Source organism: Planococcus sp. TJ-201 (assembly GCF_058268495.1).
In genome coordinates this window covers 1,006,567-1,026,866 of sequence record NZ_JBZDOG010000001.1, presented here as the reverse complement: position 1 = coordinate 1,026,866, position 20,300 = coordinate 1,006,567, and the positions used below count along the sequence as shown (strand labels likewise).

Genomic DNA, 20,300 nt, shown 5'->3' with positions numbered 1-20,300 from the left:
ATGCGTGGAATAATGATTCAAGGAACTGCTTCAGATGTTGGGAAAAGCATGATTTGCACAGCTTTTTGCCGCATTTTTTCCGATCAAGGACTAAAAGTGGCGCCTTTCAAATCCCAGAACATGTCGAACAATTCTTATGTAACCGTATGGGGTGAAGAAATTGGCCGCGCGCAAGGTGTTCAGGCAGAAGCTGCCCGGACCTTGGCAACTGTGAACATGAACCCGATTTTGTTAAAGCCTGAAAGTGATAGGAAGTCGCAAGTGGTCTTGTTCGGCAAAAAGCAGGAAACAATGGATGGAATGGATTACCGTGCGCAGTTTTACGAAAAAGGACTGACTGCCATTGATCAGGCACTGGCAAACTTGGCTCAAGACTTTACTCATGTCGTTATCGAAGGAGCCGGCAGCCCAGCCGAAGTCAATTTGAACGACCGGGAGCTGGTCAATATGGCAGTTGCCAAGCGTGCAGATGTGCCGGTCATTCTCGTCGCTGACATTGAACGGGGCGGTGTGTTCGCGTCGATTGTAGGGACGCTCGCCTTGATGCCGGAGCCGGACCGGGTAAAGGGCCTGATTATCAATAAATTCCGCGGTGACGTCCGTCTTTTTGAAGACGGCATTCATTTTCTGGAATCTTATACCGGGATCCCTGTGCTCGGCGTCATTCCCTATATGGCAAGCCATGAAATCGAACAGGAAGATTCGCTTGGCGTTCAGGCAGTACAGCGGGTATCTGGAGTTGAAAATGCGATTGAACTCGTTATTTGCCGTCATCCTTATATTTCAAACTTCACAGATGTTGAACCATTCGTGAACGAGCGGGACGTTACCGTACGTTGGGCAGAAACAGTCGAAGACATTGGGTATCCGGATATTCTTTTGCTGCCGGGAACAAAAAGCACCATTGCAGACCTACGTTATTGGAAAGAGCAGGGTCTTGAAAATAAACTTCAGACCTTGCAGAAAGACACATGGATCGTCGGACTATGCGGCGGTTATCAAATGTTTGCTGAAACTTTATCGGATCCAGATGGCCATGACGGCACCAAAACCGAAACTGAAACTGGATTTGCTTTAGTGCCAGATATGCACGTTCATTTTGAAAAACAGAAAGTTGTCCAACGAACGACTGGTATAGCCAAGTTTCCAAATGTGGACGTGCGGGTGGCAGGGTATGAAATCCATCACGGCGTCGTCACAGAATCCGGTTATCCACTCATAGAAAACGCAGATTTTACAGAAGGCTATTTCCATCAGGGGCTCCTAGGCACGCATTTGCACGGGCTTTTCCGTGATCCTCATTGCCGTACTGCATTTCTGGCACCAATCCGGAAGCGAAAGAACTTGCCTGAGCCATTGCCTGAAACCGTAACGGATCCTTTTGACCGCTGGGCCAAGCATGTGAAAGAGCATTTGGACTGGCAAAAAGTCAATCAGTTCATGGGGGCGGACCAATGAACCGGCAGTGGAGAACCGGATGTTTATTGGCGCTTCAATTTTTCTCAGTGATTCCAGTAAAAAAACAATTGCCGATGGAAAAATCCCATATTACCGCCATGTATAGCATGTTGCCGGTACTGGGTCTGGTGTTCGGCAGTGTGCTGGCAGCATCGGTATGGCTGTTGCGGGAAACAACTGACGTTAGTTCGCTGTTGATCAGCTTTGTAGTTGTAGCGCTTGGCATAATGCTAAGCGGCGGTTTGCATCTTGACGGACTCGCTGATACGGCAGATGCTTATTTTTCTTACCAGGATCGGGAAAAGCGTTTAGACATTATGGGCGATCCGCGAATTGGCGCTTTCGGAACCATGGTTTTGGTGCTGGCGATTGTAGGGAAAATTAGTGTTGTCGCTGAATCGATAGACACGGTTTCGCTATTTTTAGTAGCAGCGATTCCGATACTATCGAGAATCGGCTTATTGGCTTTGTTCAGTTCTACGTCTCCTGCAAAGCCAAGTGGGTTGGCCGCATTTTTTCAGCAACGGTCAGACCAGCGGACACTGCGGCTAACTGCGATGGTCTTTATGGGCATCCTTTTGGCTGGAGTGGTTTGGGCTGCCAGCATTTGGCTGGCATGCGTGTTGCTGGTTCTGCTGCTCGCTTCACTTGTGCTGTACCGTGCTTGGTGTTTGAAGAATTTTGGCGGCGTGACAGGTGATTTGTTTGGGGCTTATGTGGAAGGAGTGGAGATTTTATTATGGATGAGTCTTTTGTTCTTCGTTTAATTCGCCATGCGCCCACAAGGGGAAATGAGCAAAAACGTTACGTTGGCTGGACCGACGAAGCGATTCTGCCGTTTGATGCAGTGCCCAATTTGCAGTTGGAAACTGTCATGGGAAGTGATTTGAAACGTTGCCGGCAAACGGCGGCTGTATTGTTCCCAAACGCGATTTACCGGGCTAACCGTGAGTTGCGGGAATGCCATTTTGGCCAATGGGAAATGAAAACCTATGAAGAGCTGAAAGGCATTGAGTTGTATCGAAGTTGGATAGACGATCCTTGGCACATCAAACCGCCTGGAGGTGAAAGCCTCGCGAATATGGCGGAGCGTGTCGAACGCGGCATTCGAAAACTCCCAAGCGATCGGGAAGTTACACTGGTTCTCCACGGCGGACCGATTCGCTATTTAATTGCGGAGGCAATGGGCGAAAGGTTTCAAGATCAAACTGCGCTGCACGGTGGCTGCCACATATTAACATGGACGAGCCGTCAAGCGTTTGAGGAGCGGGCATTATGCACATCGTTTTCGGTGGAGCCTTTAACGGCAAACGGCAATATGTGAAAAATCAATTGAAAGACCAAGAAGTCGACTGGAATGAAGGCCGGCTGCCTGATCAGAAAGCTGCAGAAAGAGTTGTCGTCATCGCAGGGTTGGAGCATTGGGTGAAACGGCAGCTTGAACAAGGTTTTTCAGAATTCCAATTGATGGAACAAGTAAAAAGCATTCTAAGCGAGAAACAGGCACAGCAAACTTGGATTTTAACAGATTTGAATCGCGGCATCGTGCCCATCGAACGCATCGAGCGTGAAATGCGCGATGTTCTCGGCCGGCTGTATCAATTCCTATTCGCAGAAGCCGAAAGCATTACACGAATTTGGTACGGCATTCCGCAAAAGATCAAGTGAAAGTGGAATACATACAACTAACAAACATTTATTGGGAGGATATCTACGATTAAATGAGTGAAGAAAACAAAGCTTGCTATAGTATGTAACGATATTAGCGCCGGCGCGTCCACGGGCGAGGCGAAGTAAGGAGACAGGTGCTTTCCCTGGCTTCTTGCGGAAGCCATGCCCAAAGCGGCCGAAGTGGTTTAAAACATGATGATTTTAAATTCAACTTTTAAAATTGGTTTATGCAAACTTTGAGAGACAGCAAATTTCCTATTAGCCAAAACACGAAAAAGGGGCGGACCAAAATGAAGATTTACACAAAAACCGGAGACAAAGGCCAGACAAGTTTGATCGGAGCGCGCACGGACAAAGATGCACCACGCGTCGAAGCCTATGGCACCATTGACGAAGTGAATTCATTTATCGGCAAGGCAATGACCGAATTGGCGCCAGACAAGTACGCTGATTTGCTGGAAGATTTAGAAGCCATCCAAAATGAATTATTCGACTGCGGCGGCGATTTGGCTGATGTCCGCAAAGAACCCAACTACAAAATGACAGAAGGACCTGTCGAAGTATTGGAACAGCGCATTGATCAATTGATGGAAGAACCGCCATTGCTCGAACGGTTTATTTTGCCAGGTGGATCTCCGGCCGCTGCGACCTTGCACATCGCGCGTACTATTACACGCCGGGCTGAACGCCAAACGGTGACTTTGATGAGATCCGGAGAAGATTTCCCGTTGGTCGTCCAGCGCTATTTGAACCGTCTGTCTGATTATTTGTTCGCTGCATCACGCGTCGTCAACTCGCGTGCAGGTGTGCCAGACAACGAATATGTGCGCAGCGCCAAAGTGTTCAAAAACGGCGGCCGCAGCAAAAAGTCGGTGGAATAAGATGACAACCCAAAAACTGGCGCTCGCGGCATTGTTCATCAGCTTGTCCGCCATCGGGGGCATGATCAAAATTCCGCTTGGCATCGCATCCATCGCACTCGATTCGATGCCGGCACTGGTTGCCGTGCTATTTTTTTCAGCGCCAATTGCCGGAACCATTGCGGCATTCGGCCATTTGATTTCGGCATTGTTCGGAGGCATGCCGCTCGGTCCGTTTCATCTCATCATCGCCGTCGAGATGTGGGCAGTGGTATGGCTGTTTGCGAAACTGCATCAAGCCGGGACATACTGGCTGAAATGGCCGGCGTTCATTATCGGCAATGGAGTGATTGCAGCCGTGCCGTTTTATTTTCTGTTGTCGCCGGCATTTTTCTATGCCTCGGTTCCAGGTTTAGTGATTGCGGCTTCGATTAATGCTGGAGCAGCAGCTCTCTTAATGCCCTATGTACTGAAAGTCCGCGGAGGGTCATTGCATGCGTCATGAATTATTGATAGACGGCATGGTCATTACTTCAGATAATTCAGCGGCTATCGGTGAAAAAAAGCAGGATGCGGTGTACGCTCCTGATACGGTAACGGCTAAGTTTGCGGCACGGGTCGCAGTGCTCGAACAATGGGCAGCAGGCAGCGAACCGCAGGCAGTGCTGCTCCATAATTTCAGCGGAGCCGAGCAGTGGAATGTTTACAAAACGGGTATTGCCGATCTTTTCGCTGAAGCAGAGACAACGCTGCCGCCGATTTCTGGGAGTACGGAAACCAATATGCCGACGCTGCAATCGGGCATCGCAGTAACGATAATCGGCAAGCAACAGCGGACGCTTGCACCGGCTGAATCTCTATGCTGGTTTGCTTACGGCGTACCGCTTGTCGGAGAAGAAGTGCTGGCCAAGGCGGACCAAATGGCCGATCTCGGACTCATTAAGAAAGCCTATGACTCAGCCTTAGTCGAACGCATATGGCCGGTTGGATCAAAAGGAATTGCGCAGGAAATGTCCTTATTGATGGACAAGAACGTTGAAGTTTCTGTGGCTCTTGACGTGACTTGCTCGGGTGGTCCGGCAACTTGTGTTCTGCTCGGGGTAAAGCCTGCAAACAGGGAGCGTGCACAACAGTTTTTTGAACAAAATCTTTTTTCAATGGAATTTGACTAAAAGAAGAACATCATCCATTCGTTGGCTGATGTTTTTTTTGTCAAAAAAAATCAAACCCTTGTTCCAGAAGCTTCTTTCAGCAATTGCTCAAACATTCAGCCCTTCCAGCTACAGGATAGGCACGTTTATTTTTGAATACTCATGAAATATAGGTTGACTGAATGCTCATTCATATTTTAAACTAGAACATAGTATCGACAAGCTGTTGCTGTTCACGTAAACTTTGGGTAAGTAATTTTCTAGAATCTACACACATAAGGGGGATATCGCGATGGAGCCATTGCTGATTGCAAACTGGGTTTTATTCATAGCTGTAACCGCTTACGCCATTTATCTCTTCCTCTATTTATTGAAGTCGAGATACGATTTCATCCAGCTCGGCAAAAAAGTCGAGTTTGAAGAAAATTTCAATGAGCGTCTGCGTAAGGTCATGGTCAATGTTTTTGGACAAAAGAAATTAATGAAAGACAAGAAGAGCGGTACCATTCACGTGATGTTCTTCTACGGCTTCCTGCTGGTTCAGGCAAGCGCCATTGATTTTATTATCAAAGGCTTATCGCCAGACTCACATTTGCCGCTTGGTCCGCTTTATCCAGCCTTTACATTCTTCCAGGAAATCGTGACATTGACGATTTTGGTTGCCGTGATTTGGGCATTTTATAGACGCTATATTGAAAAGCTTGTCCGTTTGAAGCGTGGTTGGAAAGCAGGGCTTGTCCTTATTTTCATCGGCGGATTGATGGTGACAGTGCTAGTCGGAAACGGCATGAACATGATCTGGCACGGACATGAGGGTACTTGGACAGAGCCGGTTGCTTCACTTGTTGCAGGTGCTTTTGCCTGGATGCCTGAAGCTGCAGTCGTGACGATTTTCTACGTCATGTGGTGGGCGCATCTGTTGTTCCTTCTAACATTCCTGGTTTACGTTCCACAGTCCAAGCACGCTCATTTGATCTTTGGACCAGTCAACACTTGGTTCCACAGAGTTGATCACGTTGGCCGCCTGAAGCCGATCAACTTTGAAGAAATGGAAGACGAAGAAGATCCGGATGCTGTTCCATCATTTGGCGTCGGGAAAATCACCGATTTCACTCAAGGGCAGATGATCGATTTTTATGCTTGTGTAGAATGCGGACGCTGCACCAATATGTGTCCGGCTACCGGAACAGGGAAAATGCTGTCACCGATGGATCTGATTACAAAACTTCGTGACAACTTGACCAATACGGGTGCGGTCATGACACAGAAAAAACCGTGGGTGCCGGCAATGGCATTCAACAATACGCAAGGAAACCAATTGGCAATGGCTGCCGGTGCTGAAGGAATCAGCATCGACGAATTGTACAGCCCAAGCTTAATCGGAGACGTCATCACAGAAGAAGAAATTTGGGCATGTACAACGTGCCGGAACTGTGAAGACCAATGCCCGGTTATGAACGAACACGTAGACAAAATCATCGACCTTCGCCGTTACTTGGTAATGACTGAAGGGAAGATGGACAAAGATGCTCAGCGCGCGATGACCAACATCGAAAAGCAGGGCAATCCATGGGGCCTTAACCGTAAAGAAAAAGAAAGCTGGAGAGATGCACGTCCGGATATCTCTATTCCAACAGTAAAAGAAATGAACAAAGCAGGAGAAGAGTTCGAGTTTCTTTTCTGGGTAGGTTCAATGGGTTCATTCGACAGCCGATCACAGAAAATTGCTTTGTCGTTTGCGCGCCTGATGAATGAAGCTGGTGTGAAATTCGCCATTCTCGGCAATAAAGAAAAGAACTCGGGAGACACGCCGCGCCGACTCGGAAATGAATTCCTATTCCAGGAGCTGGCAACAGGCAACATCAAAGAGTTCGAAAAAGCGGAAATCAAGAAAATTGTAACGATTGATCCGCACGCTTACAACATCTTTAAAAACGAATACCCGGATTTCGGGTTTGAAGCGGAAGTTTACCACCATACAGAAATGCTGTTCGAATTGGTACAAGAGGGCCGATTGAAACCGCAGTTCCCGGTAAACGAACGAATCACATTCCACGATTCCTGCTACCTTGGCCGCTATAACGATGTTTACGACGCACCGCGCGAAATATTGAAAGCGATCGAAGGGGTGGAATTGGTTGAAATGGTCCGGAACCGACAGGACGGCATGTGTTGTGGAGCCGGTGGCGGATTGATGTGGATGGAAGAAGATGCAGGCCATCGCGTCAACGTTGCCCGTACCGAACAGGCACTCGAAGTCAATCCGACGATGATTTCATCCGGCTGTCCGTACTGCTTGACGATGTTGTCAGATGGAACGAAAGCCAAAGAAGTTGAAGAGCAAGTTGGAACTTACGATGTAGCTGAACTATTGGAAATGGCCGTTCTAGGCAATGAAACACCAATGCCAGAAGAAGTGGTCCAATAAAGCTCTAACAATAAATAATTGCTTAGTAACAGAAAATTGAGTAGAATAATAGCATAAGAAGAAAAAAGAAAGGGAGTAAAGTGCTCCCTTTTCTTTTGCATTAAAACCGAGCGAGCGTTCAGTCAATTTTTTCAGTAGAGCAAGAAACACACAAAACTTACTAATTATATTTTTTTCGAAGTAATTGAAACCGTTTACAAAAGAGCGAAGGGGAGAGATATTATCATGGCAAAAACAGTCATCATTGATGGAGCACGTACAGCATTCGGAAAATTTGGAGGAAGTTTGAGCACCTTGACGGCAAGTGAACTGGGAGCGGAAGCGATCAAAGCAGCAATGAACCGCGCAGCAATCCAACCGCAAGATGTGCAGGAAGTGATTATGGGCAACGTTCTTCAGGCAGGGCAAGGGCAAATTCCTTCCCGCCAAGCAGCGTCAAAAGCGGGCATTCCGTATAGCGTCAAATCCGAAACCATCAATAAAGTCTGTGCATCCGGCATGCGCAGCGTTACTTTAGCAGACCAGATCATCCGCTTAGGGGATGAAGAAGTGATTATAGCAGGCGGCATGGAATCCATGTCTAACGCGCCTTACTACTTGCCAAAAGCACGTTGGGGATTGCGCATGGGAGATGCTCAAGTCGTGGACGGCATGGTGTATGACGGATTGTCCTGTTCGTTTCATCCAGACAAGGTTCATATGGGGACTTACGGAAACTCGACAGCTGAAGATTTTAACCTGACGCGCGAAGTGCAGGATGAGTGGTCGGCCCGTTCACATGAACGTGCTATCCAAGCAAAAGATTTGTTCGCAGAAGAAATCGTCGCGATCGACATTCCCCAGCGCAAAGGAGATCCAATTACAGTTGATGTGGACGAAGCGCCGCGTGCAAACTCCACAATCGAAGCACTGGCGAAACTCAAGCCGGCTTTCGGCAAAGACGGCACAATTACCGCCGGCAACGCACCGGGCATCAATGATGGGGCTGCGGCACTTGTATTGATGAGCGAAGAGCGCGCGCAAAGCGAAGGGAAAAATGTGCTAGCTCATATCCTGTCTCATACAGAAGTGGCCATCGAGCCACATCGATTCCCGGAAACGCCTGGGATCGTCATCAATGCGCTATTGAAAAAAACCGGCAAATCGTTGGATGACATCGACTTGTTTGAAATCAACGAAGCGTTTGCAGCAGTCGCACTCGCAAGCTCGAAAATCGCCAACTTAGACCCTGAAAAAGTCAATGTCAACGGCGGCTCTGTGGCACTTGGACACCCAATCGGGGCGAGCGGCGCACGCATCATCCTAACATTGGCCTACGAATTAAAACGCCGCGGCGGCGGCATTGGCATCGCAGCCATTTGCTCAGGCGGGGGACAAGGCGACGCCATCATGATTGAAGTTCCTAAGGAGGCAAAATAGGCATGTCGATTCAAACGGTAATGGTCATTGGCGCCGGACAAATGGGTTCCGGCATCGCACAAGTTTGTGCACAGGCAGGATTGAATGTGAAATTAAATGATATGAAACAAGAAGCGTATGAACGCGGAATTGAGACCATCACCAAAAACCTATCGCGCAATGTCGAAAAAGGACGTATGACAGAAGAAGAAAAGACAGCGGTTCTTGGCCGCATCACGCCATCGCTTGATTTAAAAGATGCACACGACGTGGACATCGTCATCGAAGCGGCTGTTGAAAACATGGCGATTAAACACAGCATCTTCAAAACCTTGGACGAAGTGGCACCAAAGCATACCATTCTGGCAACCAATACTTCTTCTTTGCCAATCACAGAAATTGCGGCAGTCACAAACCGTCCGGAACAGGTAATCGGGATGCACTTTATGAATCCGGTACCCGTCATGAAGCTGGTAGAGATTATTCGCGGCTTGGCAACGTCGGATGACGTATATAAAAAAGTGGAAGAAATGACTTTGCAGCTGTCGAAAACACCGGTAGAAGTAAACGACTTTCCAGGATTTGTGGCAAACCGCATCCTGATGCCAATGATCAACGAAGCGATTTTCACACTCCAAGAAGGTGTCGCCACTAAAGAAGCAATTGACGCCATCATGAAACTTGGCATGAACCATCCAATGGGCCCACTCGAATTGGCTGACTTTATCGGCCTCGATACGTGCCTGTACATCATGGAAGTGCTGCACGAAGGATTTGGCGACAGTAAATACCGCCCAAGCCCGTTGTTGCGCCAATACGTGAAAGCTGGATGGCTCGGCAAAAAAACCGGACGCGGTTTCTACGAATACACATAATATTAGGGGGAAACCGCAATGGATTTGCACTTTACAGATGAACAACTTATGATGCGCAACATGGTGCGAGACTTCGCAAAAGAAGAAATTACACCCTTTATTGAAAATATGGAAAACGGTGAATTTCCAACAGCCATCATCAAGAAAATGGGTGAACTTGGATTGATGGGAATTACCGCACCTGAAAAATACGGCGGTTCGGAAATGGATTTTACTTCGTATATTACGGCGATCCACGAGCTATCGAAAGCCAGCGGAGTTGTGGGAGTAATCTTGTCCGTCCACACATCTGTCGGCACCAACCCGATCCTCAATTTTGGGTCCCAGCAGCAAATTGAGAAATACGTACCCAAATTGGCTAGTGGCGAATATTTGGGAGCATTCTGTTTAACGGAACCCGCAGCCGGTTCTGACGCAGCCAGCCTAAAAACAAAAGCAATTCTGGATGGCGATGACTATGTGCTGAACGGTTCAAAAGTCTTTATCACCAACGGTGGGGAAGCGGATACTTATATCGTGTTTGCTTCAACAAAACCGTCTGCAGGCTCCCGTGGGATTTCGGCTTTTATTGTTGAAAAAGACACGCCGGGCTTGATCATCGGCAAAAATGAAAAGAAAATGGGCCTCTACGGTTCGAAAACGGTTCAATTAACGTTCGAAAACATGCGGGTACCTGCTGAAAACCTGTTAGGAACAGAAAATAAAGGATTTAGCATCGCAATGGCGAATTTGAATGTGGGACGGATCGGCATCGCGGCACAAGCGCTTGGCATCGCTGAAGCGGCGTACGAATACGCAGTGGCATATGCCAAAGAGCGTGAGCAATTCGGCAAACCGATCGCGCAGCAGCAAGGCATCGGCTTTAAGCTGGCGGATATGGCGACGCAAGTGGAAGCGGCAAAACTCTTGGTCTATAACGCGGCGGACCTGTATTCAAAAGGCAAAGACTGCAACAAGCAAGCATCGATGGCCAAGCTTTTCGCATCAAAAGCGGCAATGGACGTCACCATCGAAGCCATTCAAGTATTCGGTGGCTATGGCTATACAAAAGACTATCCGGTTGAGCGCCTATTCCGTGACGCGAAAGTGACCGAAATTTACGAAGGCACCAGTGAAATTCAACGAATTGTTATCAGTAAACAACTAATCAAGTAATTGGAGGAATAGAAAATGAATTTTCAACTGTCTGAAGAACACGAAATGATCCGTAAAATGGTAAGAGATTTCGCCAATAAAGAAGTGGCGCCAACAGCGGAAGAGCGCGACGAAGAAGAGCGTTTTGACCGTGAAATTTTCGACAAGATGGCGGAACTGGGCCTTACCGGCATACCATGGCCAGAAGAATACGGCGGCATCGGCTCGGATTATTTGGCGTATTGCATCGCAGTGGAAGAATTGTCACGCGTCTGCGCATCAACGGGCGTTACCTTGTCGGCTCATACGTCACTTGCCGGATGGCCGGTTTATACATTCGGTACAGAAGAGCAAAAGCAAAAATACCTTCGCCCAATGGCTGAGGGCACAAAAATTGGTGCTTATGGATTGACCGAACCCTCTGCAGGATCGGATGCTGGCTCAATGCGCACTTCGGCAAAAGAAGACGGCGATCATTATATCCTGAATGGCTCGAAAATTTTCATCACCAACGGCGGCATTGCGGACATCTATGTGGTATTCGCGGTAACAGATCCGGAATCCAAACATAAAGGCACAACCGCTTTCATTATTGAAAAAGACTTTGAAGGCTTCTCAGTCGGTAAAAAAGAGCGCAAGCTGGGCATTCGTTCAAGCCCGACAACTGAAATTATTTTCGACAACTGCCGCGTGCCGAAAGAAAACGTCCTGGGTGAACTTGGCCAAGGGTTCAAAATCGCTATGCAGACGCTTGACGGCGGACGCAACGGCATTGCGGCACAAGCTGTCGGCATTGCACAAGGAGCGCTTGACGCATCGATTGACTACGCGAAAGAGCGTGAGCAATTCGGCAAGCCAATCATGGCCAACCAAGGGATTTCATTCAAATTGGCGGACATGGCGACTTCGATCGAAGCATCCCGTTTGTTGACGTACCAAGCGGCTTGGCTCGAATCAAACAAATTATCTTACAGCAAGGAGTCGGCAATGGCGAAATTGATGGCCGGCGATACAGCGATGAAAGTAACCGTTGAAGCGGTTCAGGTCTTTGGCGGCTATGGCTATACGAAAGATTATCCGGTCGAACGCTTTATGCGCGATGCGAAAATTACGCAAATTTATGAAGGCACACAGGAAGTTCAACGTCTTGTTATTTCCCGGATGGTGACGAAATAAGCGGAGGGTTGCCTTATGAACAAAAAGCGTGAAATTGAGTCTTCCGTAAAAGACGAAAGCCTGATCGAAAAGCGCCGCGAACAAATGATTCGCGGTGCGGTCACGCTTTTTAAAGAAAAAGGCTTTCATCGGACGACGACGCGGGAAATTGCCAAAGCAGCCGGTTTCAGCATTGGTACCTTGTACGAATACATTCGGACCAAAGAAGACGTGCTGTATCTTGTCTGTGATTCCATCTACGACGAAGTGCACACGCGCTTAGATCGGCTGGACATCGAGCAAGGTTCCATTAGTGTTTTGGCGATGGCAATCGAACATTATTACACCTTGATCGACGATATGCAGGATGAGTTCGTGGTCATGTACCAGGAATCCAAATCATTGCCGAAAGATGCTCTTGGCTACGTGCTGGACAAAGAACTTGAAATGGTCGCGATCTTCGAAAGGCTCTTAATGCAATGCGTCGATAATAACGAAATCAAGATGTCACCGAAAGAAGTGGCTATGGCTTCCCACCATATTTTTGTGCAGGGGCAGATGTGGGCATTCAGACGGTGGGCATTGACCGATTACACCATTCAGGAATTTATCGACATGCAAACCAAATTTCTTTTGCAGGGGATGGCAGGAGAAAATATTTCAATACAGGGGGCTTAATCATTATGGCTACAATTCAAGAAACGAAAACCTATCAGCCGAAAAATCATATCCGCTTTGTTACAGCTTCCAGTTTATTTGACGGCCATGACGCGTCCATCAACATCATGCGCCGGATTCTGCAGTCGAGCGGCGCCGAAGTGATTCACTTGGGCCATAACCGTTCGGTTGAAGAAGTGGTCAATGCCGCAATCCAGGAAGATGTCCAAGGCATCTGTATTTCGTCTTATCAGGGCGGCCATATGGAATACTTTAAATATATGCATGATTTATTGCAGGAAAAAGGCGCAACGCATATCCGCATTTACGGCGGAGGCGGAGGCGTTATTTTGCCGCGGGAAATCAAAGAGCTGGAAGCATACGGCATTGCCGGCATTTTTTCGCCGGAAGATGGCCGTAAAAAAGGATTGCAGGGAATGATTACGGAAATCGTCGAGGAATGTGATTTCTCAACGGTGAAAAGGGATCAGCCGATCGCAAACTTATCTACTGATGAACCGGTAGTGCTGGCAAACGTTATCACAGCAGCGGAAGAAGCCCACACACGGGATACCGATACCGATGAGTTGTTGAGAGCGGTACGGGAACAGTCGAAAAACACACCAATTCTGGGCATCACCGGAACAGGTGGAGCGGGAAAAAGCTCATTGACCGACGAATTGATTCGCCGCTTCTTGTCTGAACTGCCGGACAAGAAAATTGCGATTTTGTCGATCGACCCGACCAAACAGAAGACAGGCGGGGCGCTACTAGGCGACCGGATCCGGATGAACGCCATCTTCAACAAACGCGTCTTTATGAGAAGCTTGGCAACACGCGGTTCGCGTTCGGAACTGTCGGGTGCAATTGGGGACGTATTGGATGTCGTCAAGGCAGCCGACTTTGATTTGATTGTGGTCGAAACGAGCGGGATTGGCCAAGGGGATGCGGAAATTGCCAACTTCTCGGACATTTCTATGTACGTCATGACCAGCGAATTTGGTGCGCCATCGCAATTGGAGAAAATCGACATGATCGATTACGCCGATTTGATTGTCATCAATAAATTCGAACGCAGCGGCTCGCAGGATGCACTCCGCCAAGTGCAGAAGCAGTACCAGCGCAGCCATTTGCTGTGGGAAAAAGACTTGGACGATATGCCGGTCTACGGCACCATCGCCAGCCAATTCAACGATAAAGGGACCAACTCCCTGTTTGCGGCATTGGTCGCGACGGTCAATGAAAAATGCGGAACCGACTGGGAGACGGATTACGATAAATTTGTCAAAACCCAAAAAGAGAACTTGATCATTCCTAATGATCGCCGTTATTATTTGCGTGAGCTGACGGATACGATCCGCGGCTACCATGCCAAAGCGAAAGAACAATCCGCCTTTGCACGCCGCTTGTTCCAATTGGAAGGCGCCATCGAAGCAGTAAAAGAAAAAGCGCCGGATGATGCATTGGTCGCGTCACTTGAATCATTGGCTGATGGTGTCCGCGATGAACTGACGACAGAATCCAAACGCATTTTAGCGAATTGGAACGCCTTGAAAGAAATGTACGCCGGAGACGAATTCGTCACGTCAGTGCGCGACAAGGAAATCCGCACAATCCTGCGGACAGAAAGCCTGTCAGGCATTAAAGTGCCACGTGTCGTATTGCCGAAATTCGTCGATTACGGTGAAATTTTATCATGGGTTTATGCCGAGAACGTTCCGGGTTCATTCCCTTATACAGCTGGGGTATTCCCGTTCAAACGTGCCGGAGAAGATCCAAAACGCCAATTTGCCGGCGAAGGAACGCCTGAACGCACCAACCGCCGCTTCCATTATTTATCGAAGGACGATGATGCCAAACGCTTGTCCACTGCATTTGACTCGGTAACACTGTACGGAGAAGATCCGGACCACCGTCCAGACATTTACGGGAAAGTCGGGGAGTCGGGCGTCTCGATCTGTACATTGGATGATATGAAGAAACTTTACGAAGGCTTTGATTTGTGTGCGCCGTCGACTTCGGTTTCGATGACCATCAATGGACCGGCGCCAATCATTCTGGCGATGTTCATGAACACGGCCATTGATCAGCAGGTCAAATTAAATGAAGAAAAACTGGGGCGCACATTGACGGTCGAGGAATTTACAGAAGTTCGTGAAGGTACGCTGCAGGTCGTTCGGGGCACGGTGCAAGCGGACATCCTGAAAGAAGACCAGGGCCAGAACACATGCATCTTCTCGACGGAATTTGCGCTGCGCATGATGGGCGATATCCAGCAATACTTTATCGACCACAAAGTGCGCAACTATTACTCGGTATCCATTTCGGGCTATCACATTGCTGAAGCGGGCGCGAACCCGATCTCCCAATTGGCGTTCACGCTGTCTAACGGTTTCACATACGTTGAATATTATTTGAGCCGCGGCATGAACATCGATGACTTTGCGCCAAACCTGTCGTTCTTCTTCTCGAACGGCCTGGATCCGGAATATACCGTGATTGGTCGTGTGGCACGCCGCATTTGGGCAGTCGTTATGCGCGACAAATACGGCGCCAACGAACGCAGCCAAAAGCTGAAATACCATGTTCAAACTTCCGGGCGCAGCTTGCATGCGCAGGAAATCGACTTTAACGATATCCGCACCACGCTGCAAGCCTTGATGGCGCTGCAGGACAACTGCAACTCGCTGCACACCAATGCGTACGACGAAGCCATCACAACGCCGACCGAAGAATCGGTTCGCCGCGCAATGGCGATTCAAATGATCATCACTAAAGAGCACGGTTTGTCGAAAAACGAGAACCCGCTGCAAGGCGCATTCATTATCGAAGAAATGACGCAATTGGTGGAAGAAGCGGTTCTGACGGAATTCGACCGCATCAACGACCGTGGAGGCGTCCTGGGCGCGATGGAAACACAATACCAGCGCGGCAAAATCCAGGAAGAATCCATGCACTACGAAATGAAAAAACACACAGGCGAATTGCCGATCATCGGAGTCAACACCTACTTGAACCCAAATCCGCAATCGGACGATGACATCAACGCGATGGAAATCGCCCGCGCCACAGTGGAAGAAAAAGAAACGCAAATCAACAACTTGCGGGCCTTCCAGGAACGCAACGATTCAGCCGAAGCACTCGAGCGCCTCAAACAGGCAGCCAAGACCGGCGGCAACATCTTCGAAGAGTTGATGGAAACCGTAAAAGTCGCAAGCCTCGGCCAAATCACTACCGCTTTGTATGAAGTCGGCGGGCAGTATCGCCGGAATATGTAGTGGGAAAAGCGGAAGCAGCCGTTTTGCTCCGAAAGGCGTAAGAGGGTTTGGCGAAGCGGCGTTCTTTGCCGCACAGCCAAAGCAGCTTACGACCGAGGAGCAGGCTGGTGGAGCTGGACAAGGAAAAGCGGATCCGCCCGTGAAAGCCCCGACAGGCTTAAGGCGACTTGGCGAAGCGGCGTGTTTTCAGCCGCATAGCCGAGTTGACTTAAGACCCCGAGGGGCTGGGCGGAGGAGCTGGGCAAGGAAAAGCAGATCCGCCCATGAAAGCTGATTTTGGCAAGGAATAGCTGAATAAAACATGCTAAAAGACGCGAAATCCGTTGAAAGATGGATTTTGCGTCTTTTTTTGAGAAGAAGGGAAGAGTTGATTGCCATATTGACGGAGTTTTTCATTATTTTGAAAAGCGGTATGCACGTTCAGCAGGAAATATGCACGTTCAGAAAAAAATATGCACGCTCAACAGAAAATATGCACGTTCAGAAGAAAATACGCACATTCAGCGAGACAAACGCGAATTTAATTAAATTACTTCCAATAATATATTTTCTTAAGAAAAATTTTCCCATCAGTCACAAAACAGTCTCTACAAAGCACATTCAAAGATATGCCAAGTCGATATCCCGCTGCTTTTTCTGTATACTAGAAGAATAGGCACCACAGAAACCAAGAAGGATGGATCCCATGCGTAAAGCTGTCCACTACATAATCATCATAATCTGTGTCATACTGATTTTCTTCCTGTACAATAAAGCTTTGGGATCGATTCCGTTTATGATTCTGGCGCTCTATTTGTTTTATTTCGGATGGAAACAAATAGATCCGAGAAAAAAGAAAACACGGTAGCGGAGACTAGGTTGTTTGTATATAATGAATTAAGTTAAGAAAGAAGAAGGGACGTGCACGGAATGAGAATTCGTGAATTATCTAAAGAAGAACTTATAGAAGAGTCGTTTGTTGACTTGACATATGCAATGTTGGAAGAAACGCATGAAACAAAAACATATGCTGAACTGGTTGCAGAAATCGAAAAGTTGCTGAACTTGTCTAAAGAGGATATGAAGGACCGTTTGGTTCAATTCTATACAGACTTGAATATTGATGGCCGCTTTTTGATTTTAGGCGAAAACCGCTGGGGTCTTCGCGAGTGGTATCCGGTTGAACAAATTGAAGAAGAATCCGCACCGACGGTTAAAGCACGCAAGAAGAAAGCCAAAGTGGCGGACGATGAAGGCTTTGACGATTTGGATGAGTTGGCATTGGAAGACGAGTTGGAGTTTGAAGACTTCGGTGAAGACGATGATGACGAAGATGACGATGACGATCCAGTAATTAAAGCACCGGTTGAAGTGGAAGTTCTTGATTTTGACGCAGACGATGACGACGAAGAAGACGTTGATGTATTGGTCGAAGACTTGGATGGCAACATTATCGACGATGAAGATGACGACGATGAGGACGAAGATGAAGATGATTTGAAGTAAACTGAACATTTTTTCACCTTGACTTATGAGGCCAGACTGGATAAGATTTTACTGGGCTCCTTAAAATAGGAGAGATGATTCGTACAGTTTACGCGCTCCCCCTGCATACGCAGCAGGTGGAGCGCTTTTTATTTTTACCATTCGAGGAGGAACAGGCATGACGAAGTATATTTTTGTAACCGGTGGTGTTGTATCATCACTCGGAAAAGGGATTGTAGCGGCATCATTGGGCCGTTTATTGAAAAACAGAGGGTTGAATGTAACGATTCAAAAATTCGATCCATACATCAATATTGACCCGGGAACCATGAGTCCATACCAGCACGGTGAAGTTTTTGTGACGGATGATGGCGCAGAAACGGATTTGGATCTTGGCCACTATGAGCGTTTCATCGATATCAACTTAAACAAATACTCAAACGTAACAACAGGGAAAGTTTACTCGACCGTTATCCAAAAAGAACGCCGCGGCGATTATTTGGGTGGAACGGTTCAAGTTATTCCACATATCACCAACGAAATCAAAGACCGTTTGCTGCGTGCTGCCAAAACAGCAAAAGCAGACGTAGTCATTACAGAAATCGGCGGAACCGTCGGCGATATCGAATCATTGCCATTCCTCGAAGCCATCCGCCAAATGCGTTCAGATCTTGGGCGCGACGAAGTGATGTACGTTCACTGTACCTTGATTCCATATCTTGGGGCAGCAAAAGAAATGAAAACTAAACCGACGCAGCATAGTGTGAAAGAGCTTCGCAGCCTTGGCATTCAACCGAATCTGATCGTTGTGCGTACTGAACACCCAGTGCCGCAAGACATGAAGGATAAAATTGCGTTGTTCTGCGACATCAAGCCGGAAGAAGTAATCGAATCACGCGATGTTGACGTGATTTATGAAATGCCGATTCGCCTTAAAGAGCAGCATATGGATCAGATTGTCCTTGATCATTTTGGCATCGAAGCACCAGAAGCAGACATGACAGAGTGGACTGAACTGGTTGAAAAAGTAAAATCACTTAAAGACAGCGTGCGCATTGGACTAGTAGGGAAGTATGTAGAATTGCAAGATGCCTACATTTCTGTCGTAGAATCGTTGAAACATGCAGGTTTTGCATTCGATTCTGAGATCGAAGTGGAATGGATCAACGCAGAACACATCAACGCAGACAATGTAGCCGAAAAGTTGAAAAACTGCGACGGCATTCTTGTTCCAGGTGGCTTCGGAGACCGTGGCGTTGAAGGAAAGATTGCTGCAACACAATTTGCGCGCGAAAACAATGTACCGTTCTTTGGCATTTGCCTAGGCATGCAATTGGCTTCTGTTGAATTTGCACGCAGCATCATGAACCTGGAAGGGGCACATTCTTCTGAATTAAACGCCAAAACGCCTTTCCCAGTCATCGATTTATTGCCTGAGCAAAAAGACATCGAAGATTTAGGTGGAACGCTTCGCCTTGGTTTGTACCCTGCGAAACTGACAAAAGGGTCAAAAGCGCACGAAGCTTATGGAGAAGAATTGGTGTACGAAAGACATCGCCATCGTTATGAGTTCAACAATGAATACCGCGAAGCATTCGAAAATGCCGGATTCCAATTCACTGGCACCAGCCCGGATGGCCGCCTGGTGGAAATTATTGAAGTGGCTGACCACCCGTGGTTCGTTGCTTGCCAATTCCACCCGGAGTTTATTTCACGTCCGAATCGTCCACAGCCACTATTCCGTGAGTTTGTGAAAGCATCGATTGCCAATAAATAAAGACATAGCAAAAGCCTTCCCTTTTTCGAAGGGAAGGCTTTTGCTATGGATCGGTTATCCAGCAATCATCTCATCAATGCTCAACTTAACCGCATGATAGATATACAGCGAAGCGATAGCGTACGGAACCAATATGGGGCCGCCATCGTCCTGCATCACGATGCCGCTCAAAGACAAAAAGGCATCAGCCAGCTCGCTTTCGTCCGACTGGGAGGAAACATGTGCGAACAGGATGCCAGCATCTGCCAACCTGCCAGCCAGTTCATCGCCTTCAGTAGTTGGTGCCAGGATCCAAACCCGATCCGTAGGGGTGACAATGCTGGCCGGTGACCACTCGGCAGCGGTCTTCAAGAGGTCTTCTCCGTGGAGCGCCGCCGCCACCACAGTTTTCATTTCACCGAAGGCAGCGATGAAAATGGTGCCTTCTGCAACGGCCGCTTGAGCTAACACGCCAGCAATGCTGTCGATGGCAGTTTGCTGCTGCGACAGACGGTCAAATAAGCGGTTCAATTGTATTGTTAATGGGTTCATGATTTTCACCTCGTAAAAAAAGTATAGCAGATAAAGGAGAGGCTCTTCTTGAAAACCATTTTGATTGTAGACGATCAACCAGGCATCCGGCTGTTATTAAAAGAAGTATTCAGCAAAGAAGGCTATGAAGCGATCGCTGCCGGAAGCGGAAAAGAAGCGCTGGAAAAAGTACAGGAATCTTGTCCGGATATGGTGTTGTTGGATATGAAAATTCCAGGGATGGACGGGATTGAAATCTTAAAGCGTTTAAAGAAAAGCCACCCAGACGTACAAGTCATCATGATGACTGCCTATGGCGAACTAGATCTTATTAAAGAATCGATGAATTGGGGAGCAGAGCGTTACTTTACGAAGCCGTTTGATGTCTTTGAAGTACGCGATGCAGTTAAGGAATTGTTAGAAGAGTAAACAGCGATGAGTAGCGTAAGTACAGGGTTTTTGATATAGTATAAAAGATATTCGC

General features: G+C 47.8%; 18 protein-coding genes. 17 read left to right on the top strand and 1 reads right to left on the bottom strand.

Annotated features, from left to right (window positions below):
- The 16 genes from AC4EG4_RS05175 to pyrG all read left to right on the top strand — a co-directional run bounded on the left by AC4EG4_RS05175 (position 1) and on the right by pyrG (position 19,306).
- Entirely contained in the window at positions 1–1,458 is a 1,458-nt protein-coding gene (locus AC4EG4_RS05175; protein ID WP_490987111.1) for a cobyric acid synthase, read from the top strand.
- Complete coding sequence (gene cobS / locus AC4EG4_RS05170) at positions 1,455–2,225, top strand: adenosylcobinamide-GDP ribazoletransferase (protein ID WP_490987110.1); 771 nt, start codon at positions 1,455–1,457, stop codon at positions 2,223–2,225. The genes AC4EG4_RS05175 and cobS overlap by 4 nt, the downstream gene beginning before the upstream one ends.
- Positions 2,198–2,782, top strand: a complete 585-nt coding sequence (locus tag AC4EG4_RS05165) for a histidine phosphatase family protein (protein ID WP_490977368.1) — start codon at positions 2,198–2,200, stop codon at positions 2,780–2,782. Before cobS ends, AC4EG4_RS05165 begins: the two co-directional genes overlap by 28 nt.
- The gene (locus AC4EG4_RS05160; RefSeq protein WP_490987109.1) at positions 2,734–3,126 is read left to right on the top strand and encodes a bifunctional adenosylcobinamide kinase/adenosylcobinamide-phosphate guanylyltransferase; all 393 of its coding nucleotides are present in this window, start codon (positions 2,734–2,736) and stop codon (positions 3,124–3,126) included. The genes AC4EG4_RS05165 and AC4EG4_RS05160 overlap by 49 nt, the downstream gene beginning before the upstream one ends.
- A 293-nt stretch (positions 3,127–3,419) precedes the next feature.
- On the top strand, positions 3,420–4,010 hold the full coding sequence (locus AC4EG4_RS05155; RefSeq protein ID WP_308786479.1) for a cob(I)yrinic acid a,c-diamide adenosyltransferase: 591 nt from the start codon (positions 3,420–3,422) through the stop codon (positions 4,008–4,010).
- Position 4,011: 1 nt separating this feature from the next.
- On the top strand, positions 4,012–4,494 hold the full coding sequence (locus AC4EG4_RS05150) for an ECF transporter S component (protein WP_490987108.1): 483 nt from the start codon (positions 4,012–4,014) through the stop codon (positions 4,492–4,494).
- Positions 4,484–5,161, top strand: a complete 678-nt coding sequence (locus AC4EG4_RS05145; protein ID WP_490987107.1) for an alpha-ribazole-5-phosphate synthase — start codon at positions 4,484–4,486, stop codon at positions 5,159–5,161. The genes AC4EG4_RS05150 and AC4EG4_RS05145 overlap by 11 nt, the downstream gene beginning before the upstream one ends.
- 271 nt (positions 5,162–5,432) lie before the next feature.
- A complete protein-coding gene (locus AC4EG4_RS05140; RefSeq protein WP_490977372.1) occupies positions 5,433–7,568 on the top strand; it encodes a (Fe-S)-binding protein in 2,136 nt (711 codons plus the stop codon).
- Between the two features lie 225 nt (positions 7,569–7,793).
- On the top strand, positions 7,794–8,987 hold the full coding sequence (locus AC4EG4_RS05135) for an acetyl-CoA C-acetyltransferase (RefSeq protein ID WP_490987106.1): 1,194 nt from the start codon (positions 7,794–7,796) through the stop codon (positions 8,985–8,987).
- Between the two features lie 2 nt (positions 8,988–8,989).
- Complete coding sequence (locus AC4EG4_RS05130; protein WP_490987105.1) at positions 8,990–9,841, top strand: 3-hydroxybutyryl-CoA dehydrogenase; 852 nt, start codon at positions 8,990–8,992, stop codon at positions 9,839–9,841.
- 18 nt (positions 9,842–9,859) lie between these two features.
- Positions 9,860–10,996, top strand: coding sequence for an acyl-CoA dehydrogenase (locus AC4EG4_RS05125; protein ID WP_490977375.1), 1,137 nt, complete (start codon positions 9,860–9,862; stop codon positions 10,994–10,996).
- Between the two features lie 15 nt (positions 10,997–11,011).
- Positions 11,012–12,151: an acyl-CoA dehydrogenase gene (locus AC4EG4_RS05120; RefSeq protein ID WP_490977376.1), complete on the top strand. Its 1,140-nt coding sequence runs from the start codon at positions 11,012–11,014 to the stop codon at positions 12,149–12,151.
- A 15-nt stretch (positions 12,152–12,166) separates the two neighbouring features.
- Positions 12,167–12,808 carry a TetR/AcrR family transcriptional regulator gene (locus AC4EG4_RS05115; protein WP_490987104.1) on the top strand — a complete coding sequence of 214 codons (642 nt, stop codon included), beginning with the start codon at positions 12,167–12,169 and terminating at the stop codon, positions 12,806–12,808.
- A gap of 5 nt (positions 12,809–12,813) precedes the next feature.
- The gene (icmF, locus tag AC4EG4_RS05110; protein WP_490987103.1) at positions 12,814–16,065 is read left to right on the top strand and encodes a fused isobutyryl-CoA mutase/GTPase IcmF; all 3,252 of its coding nucleotides are present in this window, start codon (positions 12,814–12,816) and stop codon (positions 16,063–16,065) included.
- A 909-nt stretch (positions 16,066–16,974) separates the two neighbouring features.
- On the top strand, positions 16,975–17,550 hold the full coding sequence (gene rpoE / locus AC4EG4_RS05105) for a DNA-directed RNA polymerase subunit delta (protein ID WP_490987102.1): 576 nt from the start codon (positions 16,975–16,977) through the stop codon (positions 17,548–17,550).
- Between the two features lie 157 nt (positions 17,551–17,707).
- A complete protein-coding gene (gene pyrG / locus AC4EG4_RS05100; protein WP_490987101.1) occupies positions 17,708–19,306 on the top strand; it encodes a CTP synthase in 1,599 nt (532 codons plus the stop codon).
- A gap of 54 nt (positions 19,307–19,360) precedes the next feature.
- Here the strand turns inward: pyrG and AC4EG4_RS05095 are convergent, their stop codons facing one another.
- Positions 19,361–19,837, bottom strand: a complete 477-nt coding sequence (locus AC4EG4_RS05095; protein WP_490987100.1) for a DUF2529 family protein — start codon at positions 19,835–19,837, stop codon at positions 19,361–19,363.
- A gap of 48 nt (positions 19,838–19,885) precedes the next feature.
- Between AC4EG4_RS05095 and AC4EG4_RS05090 the strand changes: the two genes are divergently transcribed.
- Positions 19,886–20,245, top strand: coding sequence for a response regulator (locus AC4EG4_RS05090; protein ID WP_490977382.1), 360 nt, complete (start codon positions 19,886–19,888; stop codon positions 20,243–20,245).
- Positions 20,246–20,300 lie beyond the last annotated feature (55 nt).